This window comes from Fibrobacter sp. (assembly GCF_045112255.1).
In the GTDB taxonomy this organism is placed as follows: domain Bacteria; phylum Fibrobacterota; class Fibrobacteria; order Fibrobacterales; family Fibrobacteraceae; genus Fibrobacter.
On record NZ_JBGUHR010000025.1, the window covers coordinates 91,041 to 114,758 of the forward strand.

At 47.2% G+C, this 23,718-nt stretch carries 14 protein-coding genes; 4 read left to right on the plus strand and 10 right to left on the minus strand.

The genetic code is table 11. The annotated features are described in order from the left end of the window. Positions 1-9: 9 nt before the first annotated feature. Entirely contained in the window at positions 10-1,347 is a 1,338-nt protein-coding gene (locus ACJMM9_RS02460; RefSeq protein ID WP_405323524.1) for a type II secretion system protein J, read from the minus strand. A 316-nt stretch (positions 1,348-1,663) separates the two neighbouring features. On the opposite strand from ACJMM9_RS02460, the gene ACJMM9_RS02465 reads away from it, so the two are divergent. The 3 genes from ACJMM9_RS02465 to pheS all read left to right on the plus strand — a co-directional run bounded on the left by ACJMM9_RS02465 (position 1,664) and on the right by pheS (position 10,781). Continuing rightward, on the plus strand, positions 1,664-2,977 hold the full coding sequence (locus ACJMM9_RS02465) for a type II secretion system protein J (RefSeq protein WP_405323527.1): 1,314 nt from the start codon (positions 1,664-1,666) through the stop codon (positions 2,975-2,977). A gap of 9 nt (positions 2,978-2,986) precedes the next feature. Further along, entirely contained in the window at positions 2,987-9,667 is a 6,681-nt protein-coding gene (locus tag ACJMM9_RS02470; protein WP_405323530.1) for a hypothetical protein, read from the plus strand. A gap of 91 nt (positions 9,668-9,758) precedes the next feature. Continuing rightward, entirely contained in the window at positions 9,759-10,781 is a 1,023-nt protein-coding gene (pheS, locus tag ACJMM9_RS02475) for a phenylalanine--tRNA ligase subunit alpha (protein WP_073443178.1), read from the plus strand. 214 nt (positions 10,782-10,995) lie between these two features. Here pheS and ACJMM9_RS02480 read toward each other — a convergent pair whose 3' ends face one another. The 9 genes from ACJMM9_RS02480 to rfbA form a co-directional block, all read right to left on the minus strand. Next, positions 10,996-12,375, minus strand: a complete 1,380-nt coding sequence (locus ACJMM9_RS02480; RefSeq protein WP_405323534.1) for a mannose-1-phosphate guanylyltransferase/mannose-6-phosphate isomerase — start codon at positions 12,373-12,375, stop codon at positions 10,996-10,998. A 17-nt stretch (positions 12,376-12,392) separates the two neighbouring features. Next, complete coding sequence (locus ACJMM9_RS02485; RefSeq protein ID WP_405323536.1) at positions 12,393-13,517, minus strand: polysaccharide biosynthesis/export family protein; 1,125 nt, start codon at positions 13,515-13,517, stop codon at positions 12,393-12,395. Positions 13,518-13,534: 17 nt separating this feature from the next. Further along, on the minus strand, positions 13,535-13,981 hold the full coding sequence (locus ACJMM9_RS02490; protein ID WP_088640865.1) for a low molecular weight protein-tyrosine-phosphatase: 447 nt from the start codon (positions 13,979-13,981) through the stop codon (positions 13,535-13,537). A gap of 70 nt (positions 13,982-14,051) precedes the next feature. Next, positions 14,052-14,615: a dTDP-4-dehydrorhamnose 3,5-epimerase gene (gene rfbC / locus ACJMM9_RS02495; protein WP_405323540.1), complete on the minus strand. Its 564-nt coding sequence runs from the start codon at positions 14,613-14,615 to the stop codon at positions 14,052-14,054. Continuing rightward, on the minus strand, positions 14,615-15,751 hold the full coding sequence (locus ACJMM9_RS02500) for a dTDP-glucose 4,6-dehydratase (protein ID WP_088640863.1): 1,137 nt from the start codon (positions 15,749-15,751) through the stop codon (positions 14,615-14,617). The genes rfbC and ACJMM9_RS02500 overlap by 1 nt, the downstream gene beginning before the upstream one ends. Before the next feature lie 214 nt (positions 15,752-15,965). Continuing rightward, positions 15,966-16,658 (minus strand): hypothetical protein, encoded by a 693-nt coding sequence (locus tag ACJMM9_RS02505; RefSeq protein WP_405323543.1) that lies wholly within the window; start codon positions 16,656-16,658, stop codon positions 15,966-15,968. Between the two features lie 325 nt (positions 16,659-16,983). Next, positions 16,984-17,625, minus strand: a complete 642-nt coding sequence (locus tag ACJMM9_RS02510) for a hypothetical protein (protein ID WP_405323546.1) — start codon at positions 17,623-17,625, stop codon at positions 16,984-16,986. Positions 17,626-17,811: 186 nt separating this feature from the next. Beyond that, complete coding sequence (locus ACJMM9_RS02515; RefSeq protein ID WP_405323549.1) at positions 17,812-20,013, minus strand: M6 family metalloprotease domain-containing protein; 2,202 nt, start codon at positions 20,011-20,013, stop codon at positions 17,812-17,814. A gap of 117 nt (positions 20,014-20,130) precedes the next feature. Continuing rightward, positions 20,131-21,018 carry a glucose-1-phosphate thymidylyltransferase RfbA gene (gene rfbA, locus ACJMM9_RS02520; protein ID WP_405323552.1) on the minus strand — a complete coding sequence of 296 codons (888 nt, stop codon included), beginning with the start codon at positions 21,016-21,018 and terminating at the stop codon, positions 20,131-20,133. Between the two features lie 73 nt (positions 21,019-21,091). Between rfbA and ACJMM9_RS02525 the strand changes: the two genes are divergently transcribed. Then, the gene (locus ACJMM9_RS02525; RefSeq protein ID WP_405323555.1) at positions 21,092-23,710 is read left to right on the plus strand and encodes a DEAD/DEAH box helicase; all 2,619 of its coding nucleotides are present in this window, start codon (positions 21,092-21,094) and stop codon (positions 23,708-23,710) included. The last annotated feature ends 8 nt before the right edge of the window (positions 23,711-23,718 follow it).

Below are 23,718 nucleotides of genomic sequence, written 5' to 3' on the forward strand. Positions count from 1 at the left end.
ACACCCCTACTACTCTGCCGCCGCACCATTACTCGGCGTTGCAAAAACGTATTTTGATCCACCTTGTTCGCCGTGCTTATTTATTCTCAGATCCACAAAGAACGCACGAATATTTTTCTTGTCCAAGACATCAGGAACATAACTCGGATCAAACTCGTAATTCACATCCTGTATTTTTTTCACCGTCAAGTTTGCAATATTCAAAGTTCCTTTTTCTGCAAGCGGCGAGAAGAAGACAAACGTAAAGGCAAGGCACGCCTTGATTTCATTATTTACAGAGAATCGGAAATTGCGAATAATGGCGGCAGAGGATTCATCGTTCGGCGGCAAGAACAGAAAATCATCAAAGCCCGCTATTTTTCCACCTGATTTTGTACGCAATCCAACAGACAAATGATCTTTACCTGGAATAAAAGACTGCGAATAATCGGTCCCCGTCATAAGCGGCTGCTTAAAAGAAATTTCATATTCTATTCCTGGAGCAAACGTCATTTCAGAGCACAGGCTAGACCAGTTTCCGGCACTAGAATTTGCCTCTGCGGCATAGACCTGGTTCATCTTATTTTCAGTCGAGTAAGAATCGTTTTCATCATCGAAATTCGAAGTGAAACCTGAAATCTTGACAATGCTGCCGCCCTCCTCTGGAGCAAGGTTCAAGCGGAGGATCTTGCTGCCATCGTAACGGGAAAGCAAACGAAAATCCGAAGACGTTTCAGAAGGCGGGAAAAGGATTTTGCCCGTGCTGGAATTCAGCAATTTGGGCTTCGCCGGAACGACCTTGAAACGCGCCATATCCTTTGCGATAGCGACTTCCAGATCTCCGTCGTCAGGACAGGATTCATCCGCAGACGCCCCGGACGCACTTTCCAGACGCGCACAGCGACGATAAAGGACTCCATCGCGCACATACCACGAGACTGCTTCAAGGGCCACATACTTGCCATCATCATCATAGCGGATACGTCTAAAGTACAGGCTATCAAATTCGCCACTTCCTTGATGCAATGAATAAGAAGACTTGTCCACCTGACCAACATCTGCATTGTCAGGATCCATGAATACACCACGGACAACATTAAATGAACCAGAATACTTGTCTGTTTCGTATTCCTTCGCCCCCATCTGGGCGATATCCTCTTTCAGGAGACTCGCCGCATTTTCTGCATTCTGCGAAGAAGCAAGCATGTTTTGAGTACGAACACGAACTCTTGTACTGTCCGTAAGAGCTTGCCCTGCAACGAGGACAACAACACCAAGAATCGCCATATAGACAAGCAATTCCACTAAGGTAAAGCCCGCCTTACGGCGACATTTCGGGCACAAATCACCCACAGAACAAAACATCATACTCATTCCAACTCTATTCCACACAGGGAATAAGACAACTCATTTATATATATGGAGAAAGATAAATTCAAAAAAACATGAAAAGGCCGTACGCAGCGGATATATGTAAAAAAACATAAATGTGGAATTTTTTTGACAGAAATCTTCAAAGATTTCAGAAAGCATTGATTTTCATCAATTTTAGGGCAAAATCAGACAATAAAAAAGAAATTTTTATCACTTTTGCATACATAAAACTTATTTTTAATTTTAGAAAATGTAATCATAATTACATATTTTTACTTCTATTGACTTAAAACGATTACGAGGGAAGAGAATGAAGAATTTTAGCCAAGCGTCATCAGGTTTTACGCTCATCGAGCTGATGGTCTACATCGCTCTCCTCGGAGGAATCGTTCTCATCGCAGGCCAGGCGTTCAGCGACAGCACAAAGATGCGCGTCCGTACCCAGAACATGCTACAGGCCAACCAGAACGCAGGCAACATAAGTTCCATACTTAAAGAGGACGTCACACAACTCGGAGCAAAAAGCTCACAAGAAGCAGCCGCCGCAGGCGCTTCAATGGACAACTTTAGCACAGACCACATCCACGATGTGTTTATCGACCCTGACAACGCAGACAATACCAAAAAAGACTCTTCATCTTACCGCATCGGGAATAACGGCAACCTAGACACGTTGATATACAAGCGCATCCGTTATGATCAGGACGGGCACTACGTTGCCGTCGATTCAATCTTCTGGTATGTCGATGGGAGCGTCCTAATGAGAGGATGCAAGACCGTTTCTGGAACAGAGGATACAGACCTATGCCCAAGCAGCAGCGCAAACGTTGTCGCAATGGCCGATGGCGTCCAAAGATTCAATATTACAGCCGCCGAACCAGGAGCAACCGAAAGTACATCGCACATTTTGCCATCCACAGACACAAGTGTCCACAAATTTAGACTGATCCCCCGTTATGGCGACGACAATCTGGCATTCACAAAAGTCGAACCGCCCAACGGCGATTTAAGCGTCGTCTTATCCGGATTTGCATCGAACTACAATTTCGACAATCAGGAACCGGTCCTCGACGGAAGAAACGCAAATCAGGTTTTCCTTGCACAAGCCACCGACCTTTCAGGCAACTGGCAAGAGCGATGCGCAAAGATCACGCTTGAAACCAATACGGAGTACGAAATTTCGTTTTCAATGCCGTACGCAAGCGACGCAAGCCGTCTATTCTGCCCAGGTCGCGATTACATGGGAGTCGGATTCCGCTACACAAACGACGGAGCACGTCCAAACGAAATAAACGACTTCATGTTCTACCCGCCCACACATGCAGGAGCATCCGAAGGCGCACGCAAGTTCAGGTTCAGAACAATGCACAAAATCGAAAATGTCTGCATGTCATTTACTTTCGCAAGCTACTCCCCCGTTGTCGCCGGCGGAAAAATAACGATTAGCGAAGTTGTACTTAAAAAAGTTGAAACCGCGAATTACACATTTAGCGGTGCAGAAATAGCACCCACCGAAAAAAAGAACGTCAAGGCTTTACGTTTAGAGCTAACCACAGGCGTCCACGGAGAATCCAGCGTTCTTTCGCTCATAATCCCCATTCCAAGCAATGGCACAAAGGATTAAGGAGGAATTATGTTCATGTCCAAGAAAGGTGTTTCCTTAATAACAGTCCTTCTGTTCATGCTTGTTGCAACAATCGCAGCAACAGCGACATTTAAATGGCTCACATCAGAGAACCGCTCCAGTGCCACGCGAATGCTACGGCAAGAAGCTTACCAAAGCGCTATAGCAGGCATCGAAAACACTCGCGCCTGGATGACCAACCACGCAAACGACGTCGGCGGAGTCATCAAGCAATATCTCGAAAACAACAAGCGGCCAATACATTTAAACTCCGTCTTGCAGCAATTAGACCGCACAAGCCAAAGTTACGACGTCTGGCTTACCGGCGTCAATACCGAAAAAAATACATACAAGCTCAAGCTTGTTTCTAAGGGAACATCTCGCAATGGAACAGAACACACCGAAGTCGCCATTCTCAAAGTAGACGGACTTTACCGTATAAAAATTCCCCAGAACAGCGAACGGTTCACATTCAACAAGGCATTCCACGGCGCAAGCAATGGCATCACCGGTAACGACACCATTGGTTCAGGCAACATCAACGGCGACTGGGCATACAGCAACACCCCTGTCGTCAAGGGCGACATGATTGTCACAGGCAACGCAAATTACGGAGGAACCGTTCATCACTATGGAGATTTTTATCTCGGTGGAAACCTAAACAGCGACGGCGAACTCATCTACGGCACAACAGGCATCGACACATCCATCATTTACATTGGCGGGAATGTCACATGTCCACACGGTCAGCCCATCAGGGTTTACGGAGACCTTTATGTAAAAGGCAACATCAGTCAACTATGCAAAATTTTTGTAAGCAGGAACTTGACTATCGGCGGTAGAATTGTCAGAGAGAACGACTACGACATCAACGTCGGCTTGAACTGGGTGTTCACCAATCAGTATACAGCCCCTGACGGCGGAAACGAACAGCTTGAACTGTCTCGATATGTAAACAACAACACAAATTTTGCCATCGGCGCAAATTTGTACATGCCATACAAGATCAAGACCTACTGCAATACGGGCGACAACAACTGCGGCGACTACAACGGGAAGCGCGTCTTTACCGTAGGCGGCAAAGTCTACCGTTACAACAACGATCAATTCGAAATCGAAACGCAAACAAACAGCAGCTATACTTACGGAGCCTATATGGACGGATGGACCCGCCCATTTGCCAACAGGGACCGCTGCAAAAACGATGACGAAGACAACTGTAGACAAGCGCGTATTTTCTCGTTTAACGCAAGTGAAGTTTCCAATGAACGAATCCAGGAATGGAGCGCAACAGACAACGTTCTCAAAAATGTCAGCGGGAATTATTGGGAACACATCAATAAAATGAATAAACACGGCCAGATGATTTCGCCGACAACGCATAGAATCCCGGAACCCATTCTTTTAAAGAACGAATCCGCATGGAAAGCCGCGAAAGCAAATACATTCTGCGGGCTCAATAAAAAATTTTATATCGACGATAGCTTTATCGATAGACTCAACATGTGCTATGTCAATGCCAAAAAGGAAAACAAGCTCTACAACGACGAATACCTGATTATCGAATGGCAGTATCAAGAAGACAAATCGGTCAACAAAGAGCTTGTAGGTAAATTCGTCTTTGACGTCACCACATCCCTTGGAAACGTAAATTTGCCGCCGACATCTAACGGAAGCATCGTATTTCTTTATCTTGAAAAAGGGGCCTCAGGCCAGCTAAAAGGGCGCCAGGGAGCCACCTACAACTATCTCGTCTATTCCAAAGAAGATATAAACGAAATTAACGGCATCCACTTCAAGGGTAGCGTTATCATGGCCGACGGGAAAAAGCTCAAAAAATACCAGGGCGGCAACAATCTTGAATTTGACGGAAGCGTTTTAAAGTCTCTTGCAAACGCAGGCATCATTAAAGAAAATCCGGAATACACGAAGCTCTCCGAAGGCACAGACGAAGAGGAAGGCGGAACAGTCATTTCAGGATCATCCGTACAATACGATTCCTACTATGTAGCCACGTCACCGCAGCTCATCATCTCTCTGGAATCGCAATACTCAAGCCGCGAAAAAATCGAGACATCCGGAAATGCAGCCGCACAGCCGATATCTCCTTCAGCAGTCATACTCCCCCGTGTTATTTACTTGACTAAAAATCCTGACGGGAAACTCATCGACTACTACGACATTGTCAACCTAAATGGCGCACACGAACAAAAAGACCCCTCAAAAATCACTTGCGATCCATCGTTAAATACTTATGGACTGCTGTACCAAAACGGCAACATGCTCGCAGACGATGTCTACAACTGTAAGCACCAAGGCGAAACGGGCGACATCCCCTTCTATGTAGTCGTCACTGGCGAGACGGGCTCTTCTCCTGCCATTAGATTCCCGGCTGAATTCATAGACATCACCACAAGCAACAACTTAACCGTTTCCGCATCCGTTGAAACGTCTTCGCACCCAAGCCCCGCAACAATCGACATCGCCGTTTCATCGCGCCCAAGCGGGTGGCACGTCACTCCAGTTACAGGAACTTCTTTAGTCAAGCGCGAAACCTCCGATATTGAAGATGTTTACACGTTGACATTCACGCCCAACCAACCTACAATTGACTTGTTTACGGTATCCACGACCGCAACGGCAGAACAGGGCAGCGTCAAGATCTATTTAAGAACCCCGATGAGCGGATGCATCATCAAGCAATTCTCTTCAACAAGCGTTACCATGACGGGCTATGTTACGGTAGAGCGTGGCAGCATAGGTCAATACTGCAGCAAGAGCGAGAACAGCCAAATCTGTTCCGAACAAGGATTCGACCAAAAGGCAAACAACCTCGACTGCGACGACCTTGTCTCTGGAGAATGGGTTCGCGCCGTAGGAACAAACGTAAAGGTCACAACAGCAAATAATAAATGGAGCGTCGCAACAAACACGGCCATCCACTTGAAGGACATGAACAATGTTCCTAGCTACTGTGAACTTCTGCTGCCCATAGAAAACAATTCCATACAGCAGGCCGAGCAAAATGGAGAATACAAGCTCTACGCCTCTTTAAAAAGAAAGCGGTATACATTGACCGTAAAAACAAAGGGTACAGAAATTAGCGGTTCCGGCGTATCCATCTGGCTTGCCGATGACGATGACAACTTCACGGACGTCACAAATTCAAGCTACTGTCAAAATAATAGCGATGGAAACATCGTCTGCAATGTCTATGCCGGCTGGAAGCTCAAGACAAAATATATAGAAGAAGGTTCTGACAAGTTCTCACGTTGGGAATGCGATGGCGAAAACTGCGCAACAGCATCGAAATCCATAACAGGCCACGAATACACGCTTAGCCCAATAACGTCGAACAATACCATCACCGCCGTATTTAACGACAAGGACAAGCACTGTTTCTACGAAGACTTTACTACGTTAACGGCATTCTGCTCCGGGAACGCCACAAAGTGCATCAATTCCTGCGAAGGCGGGAAGCTCCATTCATGCTCCGTTTCCGGAGTCAATGCTGATTGGCAGCTCATGTACCCCAACAACGGAAATAGCGCAAGTATTCCGCCATTAATCCAAAACGGGTCCATAACACTCAGCAACGGCATACAAAACGACAACCCAACAATCGTCTTGAACACAAGAGAAGCTGGCATCCACGGAACCATGAGTACCCTGATGCAGACAACGATTCTTGAAAACGCAAACAAGAAATGGAGTTCCGGCTTTATATTCAGCTCGGACGCTTCTGCAAGCTCTTACACCATCCTGAACATTTTTGGCGATGCAAGCAACGGCAAAGCCTTGACGGCGCGAGTCTGCAAAGGAACCAGCCAGGCAAATACCGTCACGAGCAGCAATTGCACAAATGCAGTCCTAAAGAAATCTTCTTCACAGAAGCTTTCGATAAGGTCCGAGGACATGATTAAATTGTGGATTGAGCTTTCCATAGAAAACAAGCTGTCCATAACGGCAACCGTCGAAAATTCCACAGCCACAGCCGAACTGGACATTTCATCGTTCCTGGGTTCTCGCGATGAGCACAGCCGCTATGTCGGCTTCAGCATTTCGGACCCATCCTTCAAAATCTACGATATCGGCTGGAGCAGTTACTTCTTCGCAGATGACTGTTTTGAAAATCCAACAATTAACTGTTCATTTAAAGCAAACTACCTTGGCGGGCGCGTTCCCAAGAACAAAAATGTTTCTCCGTGGGTCGGGCTTTCGAGCTGGTTTGAAGACCACGGCTGCAAAATAACCTATTACTACAATGGCTGTGACAATGCGACCGGCAACGCAACATCCGGCTGCGAAGGGAACAAGTTCAACAGGAACTGGTTTTTAACATGGTGGAACGAACATGATGCAAACGGAGTCTTCTTTGGGAAAGAGCTTAGCGGATCTATATACAACTTCTCCGAAGAGGATGTTCACGGAACATCTTATACAACACCGTACGGGACGACAACCATCAACGATGCCAAAGTCAAGATTTCAGAATGCTCCGACCAGTCCAGCCTCGAAGGGACCTGGACAAGCTGCGGTTCCTTCTGGGTCGGTGAAATCGAACGCTGCTCCCAAAACGCACAGATCTACAATTCAGACACTCCAATATACGGCTATTCAGAGGAGACTCTCGAAATTCCGGTCGATGCAAACGGAGGCATCGTCAATCTACGCGGCTCCATCTTGCTGATTGACATTTCGGATTTCGTAGAAGCAGAAGGCGACAAGATTGTCCTGTACTTAAAAGACAAAAACGGGAACCTCAGCATTCCAAAAGAAATTACAACTAACGGAACGCATTCTTTTGACGTCAACGACTTATCGAACCTGGATTCGTTCAACCCAGAATTTGTCCAGGCAATAACCCTTAAAAGCACCTATTCATCTTATCACGTGAATTCTGTTTTATCATCTTGCCCTTACGCTCTCAACATCAGCAACTGCAAGGCGACATACAACGGAATTTCATGGAGACTGACATCGACCATCACCAATCTGGAAGGTGCGGCCATCAATGGCTGTTCTGTAAAAGAATCAGGAGGTGCCATAGAAGAAATGACCGAACTTTCCTGCCCCGAAAACGGCGTGTTCACATTCAACGAAGAAGGGCTTTACGATCAAGTCAACAAGAGCGAGACCGCAATAACCCGCATTTTTGAAATCAGGGCCAAAAGCATTGATAGCGGCTATGTCAGCTGCACGACAGTACCCGTAATTATTTCGCCAATCGACATCACGTGCAGTGTCGAAAAGACTGAAACGACGAGCGGAACAGACAAAGTCACTTTAACATACGGATTTACAGGATGTCCAAATTCAAGCTGCGAATATATACTCACAGCCGAAGACTCCGAAGGAATCACAAGAGCATCCGCTACCGGGAATGGAACCGGCGCAACGCAAGAATGGTCTCCGGCTCTTTCAACAGGAGAATACACATACAAGATATCCGTTTCCGGAAACCAAAAAAATTGCGGAACAGCAACAATCTCTAACAATATCCAGGTTTCGAATTGCAAGGTAACGGGAACGAAGGTTTCCGCAGACTTGACCGCAACCGCAGAAACAGAATGGGAAATGCAAGCAGTCCTTCTCGACAACATCAGTGAAGTGGTCAAGGAAACTCACGTTCACAAGGGCCATGGAAGCAAATACGATCATGAGCTGCCGCCCACCGCAGACCTTGCCTCGGGCATCTATACTGTACAGCTTATTCTAAATGGGAAAAACGTCACCACCTGCGGACCGATGTCCATCACAGTCACACGTCCTGGATTATCGAGCAGCTCTAAGACCATAAGCAGTTCCACGACTGCACCGATAGAAAGCAGTTCTAGCGCCCCTGCTGAAATCAAGGCCACATGCAGTTTCGAAAAGGATCTCACACCCAATGAAACTTCCGCCAACTTTATTGCAAACTTTACCAGCGGAATGGAATCCGGCATGTACGTCTACCTGCAATCAACAAACTTCAAGACAGAAGATATATGGATCGACAGGAATGCCGAGCAAATCATCCCTGTATCCAAGACCTCTAATTTAGCGGGCACCTATACGCTTTTCTCCAAAAACGGGAAAAGGATATGTTCAGCAAAGTTAAATGTCATCGACAGCACATTATTTAACTGCAAGACAAGTAAAAACAAGGTTCTTGCAGGATCCAAAGTCAACATTAGTGGAACATACATGGGAGTGAACTGCTATGACATCCAAATTCGGATGAACGGTCAACGAATCGCCGGAGGAAGCAAGTCTAACACAGGCGTCATATCAGAAGATATCTATGTATCCGACAATCCAGGCACCAATACATATTCCATATACGTCAATGCCGGAGAAATCAATTATGAATGCTTTACGGAAGTTACTACGGCTGGCTATACCATCAAGCAGCTCGGAGGCCACAACGAATGGGGCGACTGGAATACCGTCGATGTCGCATGCAACGATTCCGTATTCATCAAAGTTGACGGGTGGCAAAATCGAAATGTCTATTGCCGAAGCGACGACAGAAAGGCCCACATCACGATAAGGGGCAACGGCATTGGTTCAAACTCGAACGCGTCAACATGCAGCAACGGGACATGCGACGATGCCACTCTGGGTCTTTGCCTTGCAGGTGAAAATCCCTGTGAACGCGTCCTTTACACGTCCTGCAAAGAAAGCATGATAAAATGTAGAGTGGAATAGAACCTTCACTTTTAGCAAACTCCCCTACCGGGGAGTTTTTTTGCATCAACTCGTGCAATGAGGCCGCTATTTTTCTAAATTTTGCCGTACTATGAGTGAAGCTATTAACAATGTCAAGCAGGCCTTTGATGCAGAACTTGCACAAACGGACCTCACCAATCAAGAAGCGGTCAACAATCTCCGCGTAAAGTACCTCGGCAAGAAAGGCGCCGTCACCGACCTCATGAAGCAGATGGGTTCGCTCAGCGCCGAAGAACGTCCCGCTTACGGCAAGCTCGTGAACGAACTGAAGGTTGCCGTTTCCGAAGCTATCGACAAGGCTATCGAAACCGCAAACGAAGCCGCTCTCCAGAAGAAGCTCGCCAGTGGCGCTGTCGATATCACGCTCCCGGGCGCTGGCATCGCTGCCGGCTCTACGCATCCGCTGTACGACGTTCGCGAAGAAATCATCGACTTCTTTGCGCAGATGGGTTTTGATGTGGACTTCGGCCGCGACATCGAAACGGATTGGTACAACTTTGAAGCTCTCAACACTCCGCCTGACCATCCGAGCCGCGACATGCAGGACACGTTCTACGTGGACAATAAGGTCATGCTCCGTACGCACACGTCGGGCACCCAGATTCACTACATGGAAACGCACAAGCCGCCTTTCCGCATGATTGCTCCGGGCCACGTGTTCCGCGTCGATAACGATGCCACCCACGCTCCAATGTTCCAGCAGTGCGAAGGTCTTGTCGTTGACGAAAACATTAGCTTCGCCGACCTCAAGGGCGTGCTCCAGGTGTTCATGAACAAACTCTTTGGCGCAGGCGTCAAGACTCGCTTCCGTCCGAGCTTCTTCCCGTTCACGGAACCGTCCGCAGAAATGGACGTGAGCTGCGTGTTCTGCGGTGGCAAGGGCTGCCGTCGTTGCAAGGGCACGGGCTGGATGGAAATCGGCGGTTGCGGTTCTGTGGACCCGAACGTGTTCAAGAACTGCGGCATCGACGCTGAAAAGTTCACTGGTTTTGCATTCGGCTTCGGTCTCGACCGTATCGCCATGCTCCGTCACGAGATTCCGGAAATCGGGCTTTTGACCGCCAACGATCAGAGATTCCTGAGCCAGTTCTAAGTTAGACGAAAGAACGCCGCTTCGCGGCTTCAGACTAAAGACGAAAGATTAAAAAGCGAACCGTTGAGGTTCGCTTTTTATTTTATAAATGGCGATCCCGGCACAGGGGCCGGGATGACAAGCCAAAGGACGCCGGGATGACAAAGCAAGAAAGACGGGCCGCAAGACCCGCCTTTGTTAAGACTTCCTACTGTCTACTTCCTACTGTCTACTCCTAAGAACGCTTGTAGTCGTCCTGCACACGGATGATGTCGTCTTCGCCGGTGTATTCACCAACCTGGACTTCAACGATCACGAGCGGGAGCTTGCCTTCGTTCTGCAAGCGGTGAATCGTTCCAGACGGAATGTAGGTCGATTCGTTCGGACGCACGTAGAATACCTTATCGCCAACAGTGCATGTTGCCGTACCGCTCACAACGACCCAGTGTTCCGAACGGTGCAAATGCTTCTGCAACGAGAGGCGTTCGCCCGGGCGAACAACGATGCGCTTCATCTTGTAGCGGTCCGTCGATTCAAGCACGGAGTACGTGCCCCACGGGCGGTTGACCGTCTGCGGGACCTTCGGCAAGTCGGAGCCGCGAGCCTTGAGTTCGTCGACGACCTTCTTGACCTTCTGGCTGCTTGCAAGAGGAGCAACCAAGAGAGCATCCGGCGTATCCACGATGAGCATGTTGTCCAAATCAATCGTGCAAATCTGGCGCTGACCGCCGAGCACGAGCGAATTCTTGGAACCAATGGCCAAGTGCTTTGCGTTCACGTTGTTGCCATTTTCGTCATGGTCGAATTCACCATAGAGGGAATCGAAAGCGCCGAGGTCAGACCAGCCGATATCGCTCGGCACGACCTTTACCTTTGCAGACTTTTCCATCACGGCGTAGTCGATGGAATTCGACGGGATGTTCATCATGTCGTCATGATCGACGCGGACAAGAGCACCCTTGTTTTCTTTCTTGGCATTGGCAAAGGCAATCTTTGCAGCCGTCAAGATATCCGGAGAGTACGTCGAAAGTTCATCGAGGAACGTCGAAGCCTTGAAGCAGAAAATACCGCTGTTCCAGAAGAACCTTCCAGAGGCAACATACTTCTTTGCGGTTTCCAAGTCCGGCTTTTCAACAAAGCGCTTGACATCGTCACCGTTTGCTTCAATGTAGCCGTACCCCGTTTCCGGCCCCGTCGGCGTGATGCCGAAAGTGACCATGAAACCTTTCTTTGCAAATTCTTCAGCCTTGCGCAAGCATTCTTCGTAAGCTTCGGCCTTGCGAATCACATGGTCCGACGGAGACACGAGAACGACATCTTCCGGATCAAGGCCAAGGCAAGCAAGGGCAATTGCCGGAGCCGTATTGCGACCGACCGGTTCCAAAAGGAAGCGGACATCATTAGCGCCCACTTCTTCGAGTTGGTCCTTGGCCAAGAAATACTGTTCCGCATTGCTCACGATATACTGAGCGCTGCAAATACGGGAGTTCGTCTTTACCGTGCGCTGGAACAGGGACGCACCGTCAAAGAGACGTGCGAACTGCTTCGGCATGAGAGAGCGGCTAATCGGCCAAAGGCGCGTTCCACTACCACCACATAAAATCAAGTTAATCATATTTAACCTATGATAGATTATTTCCAGCCGTTGTTATGTAAAAGCTGGATGTCGTAGCCTATATCAAGACTCTGCTTAACCATGCCCATCGTCGGTGTAATCAAGCTGATAAGGCGGTTCCACGTTGCAATACCAGAAGCATCCACATATACAATATCGCGCGGATTCATTTCAAAGCGGTCGGCCATCGCAAGCGCCATGGCGTTCTTTGCATTCAGCTGATAAATGTCAATTTTTTCCGGCGAAGTATTTCTAATAACATAAATATCCTTTGGAGAAGCATTTATGGCATTTACACCGCCAGAAGCAGCCAAGGCTTCAGCCAAGCTCAGGTAGTTATCCATTCGAACAATGCCGCTTCTTGCAACTTCACCAAGCACATAGACCTTTCTATCTCTTTCCGTATCAGACTTCAGCGGAACAAAGACCTGGTCACCCGGCTTTACAAGGATTCGTTCTATAGCAATATTGTCCTTGAAGGCGCGGATGTAATCGATATTATAGACCTTGTTGCCACGGCGGAGCTGCACAAACGTAGGATCTGCCTTTTCGTCAAAGCCCCCGACAGCAGCAAGCGCATCCGGAAGCGTCATCGGGTTTTCATCAAAGTTTACAAAGCCAGGCTTATTCACGGCACCCGTAACAAAAGCCTTGCGGCTGTGGTAACCCGTCACACGGACATCCACCTGCGGATCATTAAGGATCTTGTCAGAAAGGCGTCTAGTGATTTCAAGACGGAGTTCCTGAGCCGTAAGACCCGCCACCTGAAGTTCACCGGCATACGGATAGAAAAGCTTACCATCAGTCGTCACCTTCTGGCCGGCCGGCTGGTACTGTCCCATCGGAGAGGTCAGTTCCGGATGTTCCCACACAACCACCTGCACCATATCCAGAGGTCCAATCCTGTACTCCAAGTCAGGGAGCGTATCTACCATCAACTCTTCCAACTTGCCTTCGGATGGATTAACAGCGGCAACCACCGGTTCACCCATATCGCCCTTTTCAATGGAATGCAACTTGAAAGTAATTCCATTATAGGTTGTGGAATCTGTAGGGATGTCCATCCGCATCTGAGGGGCCGCAAAGCAGCCATTCAGGACAGCGGCAGCAACACCACAAAGAGCTATACCTATTTTATTCATACATTACCTTTTTTAAATTATTTATTAGCTTCACTTTGTCTAATCTTTTCAACCCAATACGGTGTCAGCTTGGAAATGAAATTCCATGCGAGGACAAACGCGTTTTCAGGTCTTCGATACGGGTCCGGAATATCGACCTGGTGAGATTCACCATAACGGAAAACCTTACCTTCAAGCCACGGATATTTATGCAAAAGTTCCCTTTTATGTCCGTTTTCCATCACCAAAATCAAATCAGCCCACTTGAGAATATCCAAATTGATTTGGCGCGCTTTATGGGCGCTCATATCAATGCCATGCTGCAATGCAATCTTCTGCGATATCTCATGAGCCGGATTATCAACCAATGCGCCAAGCCCAGCACTCATCACATTAAAGCCCGGTCCAAGTTCCTTTTTCAAAAGGTATTCCCCTGTAGGGCTACGGCAGATGTTCCCAGTGCAAACGACAAGAATATTTTTCATAGTAATCAAAAAATAGCAAATTAAAAGTCAAGTTAATAGTTCCGATTTTGTAGCAACAGTGCAGCAGGCACTAAAGTTCAAACGCGAAACCAAGGTCCTTGAGACACGGGTTCTTCGTATCCTTTTCAGAAAGAAGCGGTTCAAAGCCATCCCCTACCGGCCACTCGATACCGATTTCAGGATCATTCCACATAAGGCCGCCTTCATCGCCCGGGGCGTAGAAGCGTGTGCACTTGTAAACGAACGACGCCGTCTCGGAAAGCACCACAAAGCCGTGAGCAAAGCCTTCGGGAATGTAGAACTGCTTCTTGTTCTCGGCGGAGAGCGTAACGCCCACCCACTTGCCAAAAGTCTTGCTGTTCTTACGGAGGTCAACAGCCACATCAAAAACTTCGCCTTCAATCACGCGGACAAGCTTGCCCTGCGGATTTTGCTTCTGGAAGTGGAGACCGCGGAGAACGCCCTTCTTGCTACGCGACTCGTTATCTTGAACAAAGTCAACATCGATACCGCCTTCGGCAAAGTCGCGCTTGCTGTAGGTTTCCATAAAGTAACCGCGGGCATCGCCAAACACGGTAGGCTCAATAATCTTTACGCCTTCAATTTCAGTATTTATGAAATTAAACTTTCCCATTACCTATTTCCGTACATTTTCTCGTAATACTTTTCGTAGTCGCCGCTCGTGATGTTGTCCAGCCATTCCTGGTTGTCCAAGTACCAGCGCACGGTCTTTTCGATGCCTTCTTCGAACTGCAACGACGGTTCCCAGCCGAGTTCCTTCTGGAGCTTGGTGGAGTCAATCGCATAGCGAGCATCGTGGCCAAGGCGGTCCGTCACGTAGGTAATCAAATTCAGGTCTTCGCCTTCGGCGCGGCCAAGGAGCTTATCGACGGTCTTGATGACGACCTTGATGATGTCGATGTTCTTCCATTCGTTGAAGCCGCCGATGTTGTAAGTTTCAGCAATTTTGCCATTGTGGAAAATCACGTCAATCGCACGGGCGTGGTCTTCGACAAAGAGCCAGTCGCGAACGTTTTCGCCCTTGCCGTAAACCGGGAGCGGCTTCTTGTGGCGGATGTTGTTGATGAACAGCGGAATGAGCTTTTCGGGGAACTGGTACGGCCCGTAGTTGTTGGAGCAGTTCGTGACGATGGTCGGCATGCCGTAGGTGTCGTGGAACGCGCGCACGAAATGGTCGGAGCCAGCCTTCGAAGCAGAATACGGGGAGTGCGGCGTGTACTTCGTCGTCTCGTAGAAGAAATCATCACCGTAAGCCAAATGGTGTTCCGAACTGGAGGCAGTCGTCGTGAACGGAGGCGTGATGCCCTCCGGGTGGTTCATCTTGAGCGCACCGTAAACTTCATCCGTCGAAATATGGTAGAAGCGCTTGCCCTCGTACTTTTCCGGGAGGCTTTCCCAGTAGAGCTTCGCGGCCTGCAAAAGCGTGAGCGTACCCATGACGTTCGTACGAGCAAAAGTAAACGGATCCTTGATGGAACGGTCCACGTGGCTTTCAGCAGCAAGATGGATGATGCCATCGACCTGTTCATCCTGCATGAGCTTGTAGAACGCGTCAAAGTCGCAAATGTCCATCTTCACAAACTTGTAGTTCGGCTTATCTTCGACATCCTTGAGGTTAGCCAAGTTGCCTGCATATGTAAGCTTGTCGAGGTTAATAATCTTGTATTCAGGATACTTGTTCACGAACAGGCGCACGACATGGCTACCGATAAAGCCAGCCCCGCCTGTAATAACAATAGATCGTTTCATGCATTTCTCCAATTTACATGGGAAATATAGAAAGGTACACCGTAGACAGCAGGAAGTAAGATGTAGGAAGTGGGGAAAAAGTCAGAATTTGGTTGTCAGTCATTGTCAATAGCCAATGGTTATTGGACATTTGTCTTTGGTTATTTTTCTATGCAAAAAAGAACCCAGCACAAGGCCGAGTTCTTTTTAGTCTAAATGGGACTAGGAAATAGAATTAATAAAGCATTTTATCGCGAACTTTAGGCCAAATGTACGTTCTATAGATCGCACGAGCCTTTTGATCACCATGATCCTCGAACATTCCACCATGGTAAGTAGCCCCATTCTCCACAGTTTCATAAGGTGAACCCTCGTTCCAAACACCGACAAATGCAGAGACCGCACCTACTTCCATGTACCACTTATCCTTAGAAAGCTTTTGCCCACGAGGATTTCGAGGAGAAACAGCAAGAACACCGCTTACATTTTTACCCTCTGCCTCGCCTACAAGTTTCCACCCACGGCAATTCGCGGTAGTATAATAAGGTGCATCAAATGAGCAATCAGAGAAAAGACCTGCAGCAACATAAATTGTATTTGGGTTATACGGCTTATCAGCTACATACAATTCACCTTGAGCTTCCCAGCCATCCCAATCAAGATCATCACGAGTTTGGAACATAATTCCAATACCGGCTTCTGGAAACGCAAAATACTGATAACCATCGCCATTGGGATTCGTAGGTTGCATATTTTGAAGGCGATTGAAGACAGAAGCCCAATTATAGTTAACTGATTTAGCCAAGGAATTATGAGACTGTTCCTGTTTTACTTCATTCGTAGAAGCAACAGAATTGTCAACGCCCATATCAGAGCAACCCATCATCGTCATTGCCAAAATTGCGGCAGACAAAGTAATTTTCTTCATATTATCTCCTTATATGTTATATGAGGTACAACAAAATATATTCACTTTTACAACATAATCAAGATAAAATATTTAAAAAATTAAAATTTATTTTAAACAAACAACATGTTATCAACAAATTTCATTATCACTTTAAAAACAAACAAACTTATCAACATTCTATAAACAAAACTATTCCATCAATTAACATAAGCTAAAAATTTCATTTATAAACTAGCATTATTTTACACTTAAAAATTCAGTTATCCATACATATAAAAAAAAAAAGAACCCGGCGCGAGGCCGAGTTCCTTTTTTTTACCAAAGAGAGTCCTAAGACAACGTACTATGGGATTTCGTCGATGGGGCGTCTATGGTTAATATTGTAGACAGCCTGCAAAACGTACTTTTGGTAAACAGAATAAGCCAAGCTATCCGGCAAAGTACCACCATAAGTCACGCTACTAAACTCATTCTGGCTCGGCTTACCGAGATTCCACACCGCACCATAAGCCGCCACAACGCCCACTTGTTCATAGGGAACGGGCAATTCAGCGGTGTAAACGTCAAAGCCCCTGGTCATAGCCTTAGAGTCCCAATTGGCTCTATGATGTGCGCATGTCACATCGCCATTGTTCGCCATAGTGCATCCAGCAACAGCAACCGAAACAATAGTAGCTAAATCAGCCGCAACAGAAGTTTCCACCCAAATTGTAGCTCGACCTCTTGATTTCCAGGTAAAGTCATCAGGTCTAGAGTGTACTCTAACAGCAATTCCGTCTTCCGGGTACACATATCTTTTGTATCCGGAATGTTCAAGGCCAACTTCACCACTGGAAATCGGTTCTGGCGTCAATTTAGCCAAGAACGTACGATCCTGTTCGGTCTTTACGTCATTCACCGAAGCAACAGAGTTATCCAGGCCTGCATCAGAGCAGCCCATCATTGCCAACGCCAAAATTGCAGCTGACAGAGTGACTTTTTTCATATTTATCTCCTTCTTTAAAAAAAAGTACCACACATATTTAAAATAACATTTTTTAAAGCAAATTAACACATTTAAATATAAATTGCAGTTATTTTATTTTAACAAAATACAATTTACTTACAATAAAATTACAAAGCATTTCGGGTTCTTTTACTAAAGAAAGGAATCTTTTTTAGAGTGCCACAGCTAGCGTATATTAACCGTTCCCGTAAACAAAGCTCTATTTTCTTGACTTACAGACAAGATCAAGCTCATTTTTCCAAGAATTTTGTCGTCCACAACAAGTTCGGAACCGTCCATCGTTCGTTCGAGCAGCAAACTACCGATTGGCGAGAAGATTCTAACCACTTTTCGGCCTTGCTGCGGAGCGTATACATAAATAGCCCCATTTTTCGCATTCACGTGAACACCCTGAGCCAATATTTTCGAAGAAACGCCAACAAGGCCCTCGCTAGAACTCGATTCTACATCTTCAGAAGAAGACGATTCCGCATCAGAACTCGAAGAATTCTCTTCCGAACTAGACTGTGACTGTTCTGACGAAGACGATTCAGGAACATCGCTTGACGAGGATTCTTCGGAGCTAGAAGAAACTGGTTCCGAGCTAGAGGACGATTCATCAGAACTAGACATTTGTTCTTCGGACGAAGAAGATTCAGATTCGCTACTTGACGAAGATTCCTCCGAACTTGAAGACTCTTCTTCGGAACTTGAGGACGCTTCAAGTTCGCTGCTTGAAGATTCTATTTCCGAACTCGACAAGCTTTCAGAGGACGACGATTCTACAGAAGAACTTGATTCTATGCGGACATTAAACGTGACATACTCTTTATCCTCCGATTCACTAATATCAGAAAGCGTTATATTCATATTTTGCCCATTCCAAAAAACAAACTGATCAAATTCAGTTACATTATCACTTCCCGGGAACGAGTTTGATTCACGAGGCCAAAAATCAGGACCGGCCTCAACAATATCCACCCGCAAATGAGTTCTATCATTATTAGGAGTAAGTCTTCTCCATACCGAAGGAAGATAATCAATATGCCAAATCAACAATCCTGAATTAGGCAATTGATATTCCCATCCTTTATTCGTTCGGTATTCCAGCAAAAAGAATTCATCTGAATTTTCTTTATTAGTAATCTGATAAGCTACGTTTTCCTCAATTTTATCAAGTTTCACAGCGCCTTCAAAATCAAGTTCAACCGGAGAAAGCCAATTCAAAGACATGCGTTCAAATGCAGAATAAAGCGGAGGAGCACAATCGGTCGCATAGTCTTCATTATCCGGACAATTATGCGAACCTTGATCCATGACGTCCCATACACTCGGCGTACCACGATCCCAGCCATCATTATACTTGGTATTGTACAAATCGGGCAATCCCAGAGCATGGCTAAATTCATGAGCCATCGTGCCTATTCCCTCTATAACATCCGTAGTTTCATCGTAGTAATACGAAGTCACATTTATTTCATTTGCACAAGCATATCTATAGCCACTTTTGCCATTACCCAATTCTATAGTATAATCTAAAGAACTACTATGTGGCCAAATAGCTTCTTTTACACCCGAGCCATTAGATCCAACACCGGCATAAATCAAGCCGATATAATCAACCCAATCATTGCCATCTTTATCATACAAGCTAAAATCAATTTCATCTTTCAACATATCCAAAGCTTCGTATATAATCAATCTAGCCGCATAGGAATTCAAACTACTAGTAGATTCTACACTATAAGAGGCTCGCGTTCCAGAAACCGTTACAGGCCCATACACATCAAAAGTAGGGCGAAACACCCCATTGGAACTTTTTACAAAGTAATCTCTAACACTTCCAATATTATAATATTCATTATACCCTTCCTTATTCAGAAAATCATTGAACTGGGTTTTAGGATCTGCACTTTTAAACTTCACATCTGCATATTCAACAAGAACTACAAGCACACGGACATCGCCCTGCGTAATTGATCTATTCACTTCAGGCAAACGCATTATTGGAGAATTAGAAAACATAGGAGCATCAAGCTTGTATTTTTCAGTACGCGATGCATCTTCTAGCATTTTTTCGTAGATCAATCTTTCATTAAGGCTTGAGAGAAATTCTTTATCCGCCTGGTTGCGATCCCCCGCATTTCGAGCGTAGATTCCAGAAGATTTACCATCAGCTCCGGCGTAAGCGTAAAAGCCATGTTCATCTTCTTGCAATATATAGCCGTCCGTAGTTTCGTAAAAATGGAAATATTCATCGCCCACTTGACGGACCTGGACCGTTGTTCCGTCAGGCTGTTTCAATGGAAATGTGACGTTACGGGCTGGATTTGAAAAACAGTATGCAGCCAAAAACAATATTGGCAATACGAACCGAACAAGGTTCATCGCTCTCCTCCTTCTTTTTTGAGCTTGAATTGAGATAATATAACAAAAATTTTCTTTATACAAAGAAAGCCCGGCCGCAAAGCCGAGCTAAAAAGCAAAAATCCTAGCAACGATCCCCTAGTAGTGAATTTTTCCTTCAGCGACTTTCTTCAAGTGTTGCCCATAAGGCGATTTCCCGTACTTGGCCGCAGATTCCAGGAGCTTTTCCTTGCTGATCCAGCCATTTCTGTACGCAATTTCTTCAACGGCAGAAATCTGGATGCCCTGGCGGTTTTCGACCATTTTCACAAACTCGCCCGCTTCGATGAGACTGTCCATCGTGCCGGTGTCAAGCCATGCAAAGCCGCGACCGAGGAGCTTCACGTCAAGTTCACCCTTGTCAAGATAAGTCTTGTTGAGGTCGGTTATTTCCAGTTCGCCGCGAGCGCTTGGCTTTTGTTTCTCGGCAAATTCAGCCACGCGGTTGTCATAGAAGTAAAGGCCCGTAATGGCGTAATTGCTCTTCGGTTCCTTCGGCTTTTCTTCGACAGAAATCACCTTGCCTTGGTCATCAAATTCTACAACGCCAAAACGCTCCGGGTCTTCAACGTAGTAGCCAAACACGCTTGCCCGGCCATTTTTCTCGGCATTCTTGACAGCATCCTTCAAAAGCTGGCTAAATCCGTTTCCGTAGAAGATGTTATCGCCAAGGACCATCGCACAGCAATCGTTACCGATAAATTCTTCACCCAAGATAAAGGCTTGTGCAAGTCCATCTGGACTCGGCTGAACCTTGTAACTCAAGTTGAGGCCCATGGCAGAGCCGTCGCCAAGCAGGCGTTCAAAGTTCGGCAAGTCCGTAGGCGTCGAGATAATGAGAATGTCACGAATGCCCGCCAGCATCAAGGTCGAGAGCGGGTAATAAATCATCGGCTTGTCATAGACCGGTAAAAGCTGTTTCGATGTAACCATCGTGAGCGGATACAGACGAGTGCCGGAGCCTCCAGCAAGTACGATTCCTTTCATAACAAATCTCCTGTGATTTCGAAAATAGAAAAGTTATTACTATTTATTTTCAAAAAGTTATTTTTACGACATTATGGCAGAGCAAAACAAGCGTATTCTCAAAGATTTTTTGAATGAACTCATTGAAAAGTTCAACGGTCACCGTTCGGACATATCATCCGAAGACGTTTTAGAACAATTTATGGCGTGGGCCGAGAGCCGAGGAACTACGCTGTATCCCGCTCAAGAAGAAGCCATTCTCGAACTTTTAGATGGCAAGAACGTCATTCTCAATACACCGACCGGAAGCGGAAAATCCATGGTCGCGCTTGCGCTGCACTTCGATAGCCTCGTGCACAACCGCCGTAGCGTTTACACGTGCCCCATCAAGGCGCTCGTGAACGAGAAGTGGATGGCGCTCTGCAAGGAATTCGGTGCCGAGAACGTCGGGCTTTCAACCGGCGATGCCACCGTCAACCGCGACGCCCCCATCATCTGCTGCACAGCTGAAATTCTTTCGAACATGGCGCTCTGCGAAGGCGAAACGCTTACCATCACAGACATCGTGATGGACGAGTTCCACTATTACAGCGACAAGGAACGCGGAGTCGCTTGGCAAGTTCCGCTTTTGACGCTCCCGCAATCGAGATTTCTCTTGATGAGCGCGACCGTTGGCGCTACGGAATTTTTCGAACGCGACATGACCAAGCACACTGGCCGCGAGTCCGTGACCGTCCGCTCGACGCAGCGTCCGGTGCCCTTGGACTTTAGCTACAGCACTACCGAAATTTCGACCGAAGTGCAAAAGCTCGTGAACGAAGGCAAGGCTCCAGTTTACGTCGTCCACTTTACGCAGGCCGCAGCGGCAAGCAACGCGCAGAACTTCATGAGCCTTGACCTCTGCACCAAAGAAGAAAAAGCCAAGATCAACGAAGCCATCAAGGAAGTCCGTTTTTCAAGCCCGTACGGTCCAGATGTCAAGCGCTGGCTCAAGCAGGGCATTGGGTTGCACCATGCGGGGCTCTTGCCGAAGTACCGCATTCTTTGCGAAAAGCTCGCCCAGCAAGGTTTGCTCAAAGTCATTTGCGGAACGGACACGCTCGGCGTGGGCGTGAACGTGCCAATTCGCACAGTGCTCTTTACGCAGCTCTGCAAGTACAGCGGCGACAAGACCGCCATTTTGACCGCACGAGATTTCCACCAGATAGCTGGTCGCGCAGGTCGTAAAGGTTTTGACAATGTCGGCTATGTGGTCGCACAAGCGCCGGAACACGTCATTGAAAATTTGAAACTCGAAGCGAAATCGCGCACCACCGGCAAAAAATTCCAAAAGCGTAAACCGCCTGAGCACGGCTACATTCCGTTTGACGAAAACACGTTCAAGCGTTTGATTGACGCTTCACCGGAGCCGCTTACTTCAAGCTTCCAGGTGAATCACGGGATGCTTTTGAACATTTTGAGCCGCCCGACAGACGGCTGCCGCGCCATGCGCGCGCTCCTCAAGGATTGCCACGAAAGCGTAGCAAGCAAGAAGCAATTGCAGCACCGCGCCTTTTTGCTGTTCAGGAGTCTCGTCGAGAAAAAGATTATCGAATTCGTGCAGGCCGTCGCCGAAGGTTACAGCCACTTGCGCGTGAATATGAACTTGCAAGACGACTTCTCGATGAACCAGCCGCTTTCGCTGTACCTGCTCGACACACTCCCAAAGCTCGACAAGGATTCACCGGAATACGCACTCGACGTCATTACCTTGTGTGAAAGCATCCTCGAGAATCCCGAAGCCATTTTGCGCATCCAGCAGAGCAAGGTTCGCGACGCCCGCATGAACGAACTCAAGGCGCAAGGCATGGAATACAACCAGCGCCTCGAAGAACTTGAAAAGGTCGAATATCCGAAGCCGTTGCGCGATTTTATTTACGACACGTTCGACGCGTTCGCCGACATTCACCCGTGGGTGGACGAAAACATCGAACCCAAGTCCATCGTGCGCGAGATGTTCGAGAATTTCACGACGTTTAGCGGTTACGTGAAGCAATACAACTTGCAGCGCATGGAAGCGATCTTGCTCCGTCACTTGAACGGCGTCTACAAGGTGCTTTCGCAGACAGTGCCCGACGGCTATAAGAACGAAGAGCTTTTGGAAATGCAGGACTACCTCGGTGAAATGATCCGCCGCGTGGACTCGAGCCTCTTGGAAGAATGGGAAAAGATGGCGCACCCGGAAGACTACCAGAAGCGCTTGGACGAAGGCGCTTCCGAAGACGAAGTCGAAAAGGCTTTCGGTGCAGACAAGGCCGCCGCAGACATCACTTACGACAAGAAGCGATTCCTCAACATGGTACGCCAGCGCATTTTCCAGATCATGATGAGCTTGCAGAAGCAAGACTTCTCGGATGTCTTGGACAGCCTCGCCGACGACCTTGCCGAAGGCGAACTTTTAGCCGATGCCGAAGGAACGCCGTGGACGGAAAAACGGCTCATCGAAACGATGGCAGCCTACACTGCCGAGCACCATAAGTTCCGCATGGACGTAGAAGGTCGAGCACTCAGCCACACTATCGTCACGTACGAAGGGAACATTATGCAGATACAGCAAATGCTCCAGGACGAAGAAGGGTTTAACGACTGGAGCATCGACTTCACGGTTAATCTCGAAGAAAGCCGAGAAGCAGGAATGCCGCTATTAAAACTTGCACACATCGGCGAAGTTTAGATTATATT

Coding starts and splice junctions, on each gene's coding strand:
- ACJMM9_RS02460 (WP_405323524.1), bottom strand. CDS start 1,347: ATGATGTTTTGTTCTGTGGGTGATTTGTGCCCGAAATGTCGCCGTAAG.
- ACJMM9_RS02465 (WP_405323527.1), top strand. CDS start 1,664: ATGAAGAATTTTAGCCAAGCGTCATCAGGTTTTACGCTCATCGAGCTG.
- ACJMM9_RS02470 (WP_405323530.1), top strand. CDS start 2,987: ATGTTCATGTCCAAGAAAGGTGTTTCCTTAATAACAGTCCTTCTGTTC.
- pheS (WP_073443178.1), top strand. CDS start 9,759: ATGAGTGAAGCTATTAACAATGTCAAGCAGGCCTTTGATGCAGAACTT.
- ACJMM9_RS02480 (WP_405323534.1), bottom strand. CDS start 12,375: ATGATTAACTTGATTTTATGTGGTGGTAGTGGAACGCGCCTTTGGCCG.
- ACJMM9_RS02485 (WP_405323536.1), bottom strand. CDS start 13,517: ATGAATAAAATAGGTATAGCTCTTTGTGGTGTTGCTGCCGCTGTCCTG.
- ACJMM9_RS02490 (WP_088640865.1), bottom strand. CDS start 13,981: ATGAAAAATATTCTTGTCGTTTGCACTGGGAACATCTGCCGTAGCCCT.
- rfbC (WP_405323540.1), bottom strand. CDS start 14,615: ATGGGAAAGTTTAATTTCATAAATACTGAAATTGAAGGCGTAAAGATT.
- ACJMM9_RS02500 (WP_088640863.1), bottom strand. CDS start 15,751: ATGAAACGATCTATTGTTATTACAGGCGGGGCTGGCTTTATCGGTAGC.
- ACJMM9_RS02505 (WP_405323543.1), bottom strand. CDS start 16,658: ATGAAGAAAATTACTTTGTCTGCCGCAATTTTGGCAATGACGATGATG.
- ACJMM9_RS02510 (WP_405323546.1), bottom strand. CDS start 17,625: ATGAAAAAAGTCACTCTGTCAGCTGCAATTTTGGCGTTGGCAATGATG.
- ACJMM9_RS02515 (WP_405323549.1), bottom strand. CDS start 20,013: ATGAACCTTGTTCGGTTCGTATTGCCAATATTGTTTTTGGCTGCATAC.
- rfbA (WP_405323552.1), bottom strand. CDS start 21,018: ATGAAAGGAATCGTACTTGCTGGAGGCTCCGGCACTCGTCTGTATCCG.
- ACJMM9_RS02525 (WP_405323555.1), top strand. CDS start 21,092: ATGGCAGAGCAAAACAAGCGTATTCTCAAAGATTTTTTGAATGAACTC.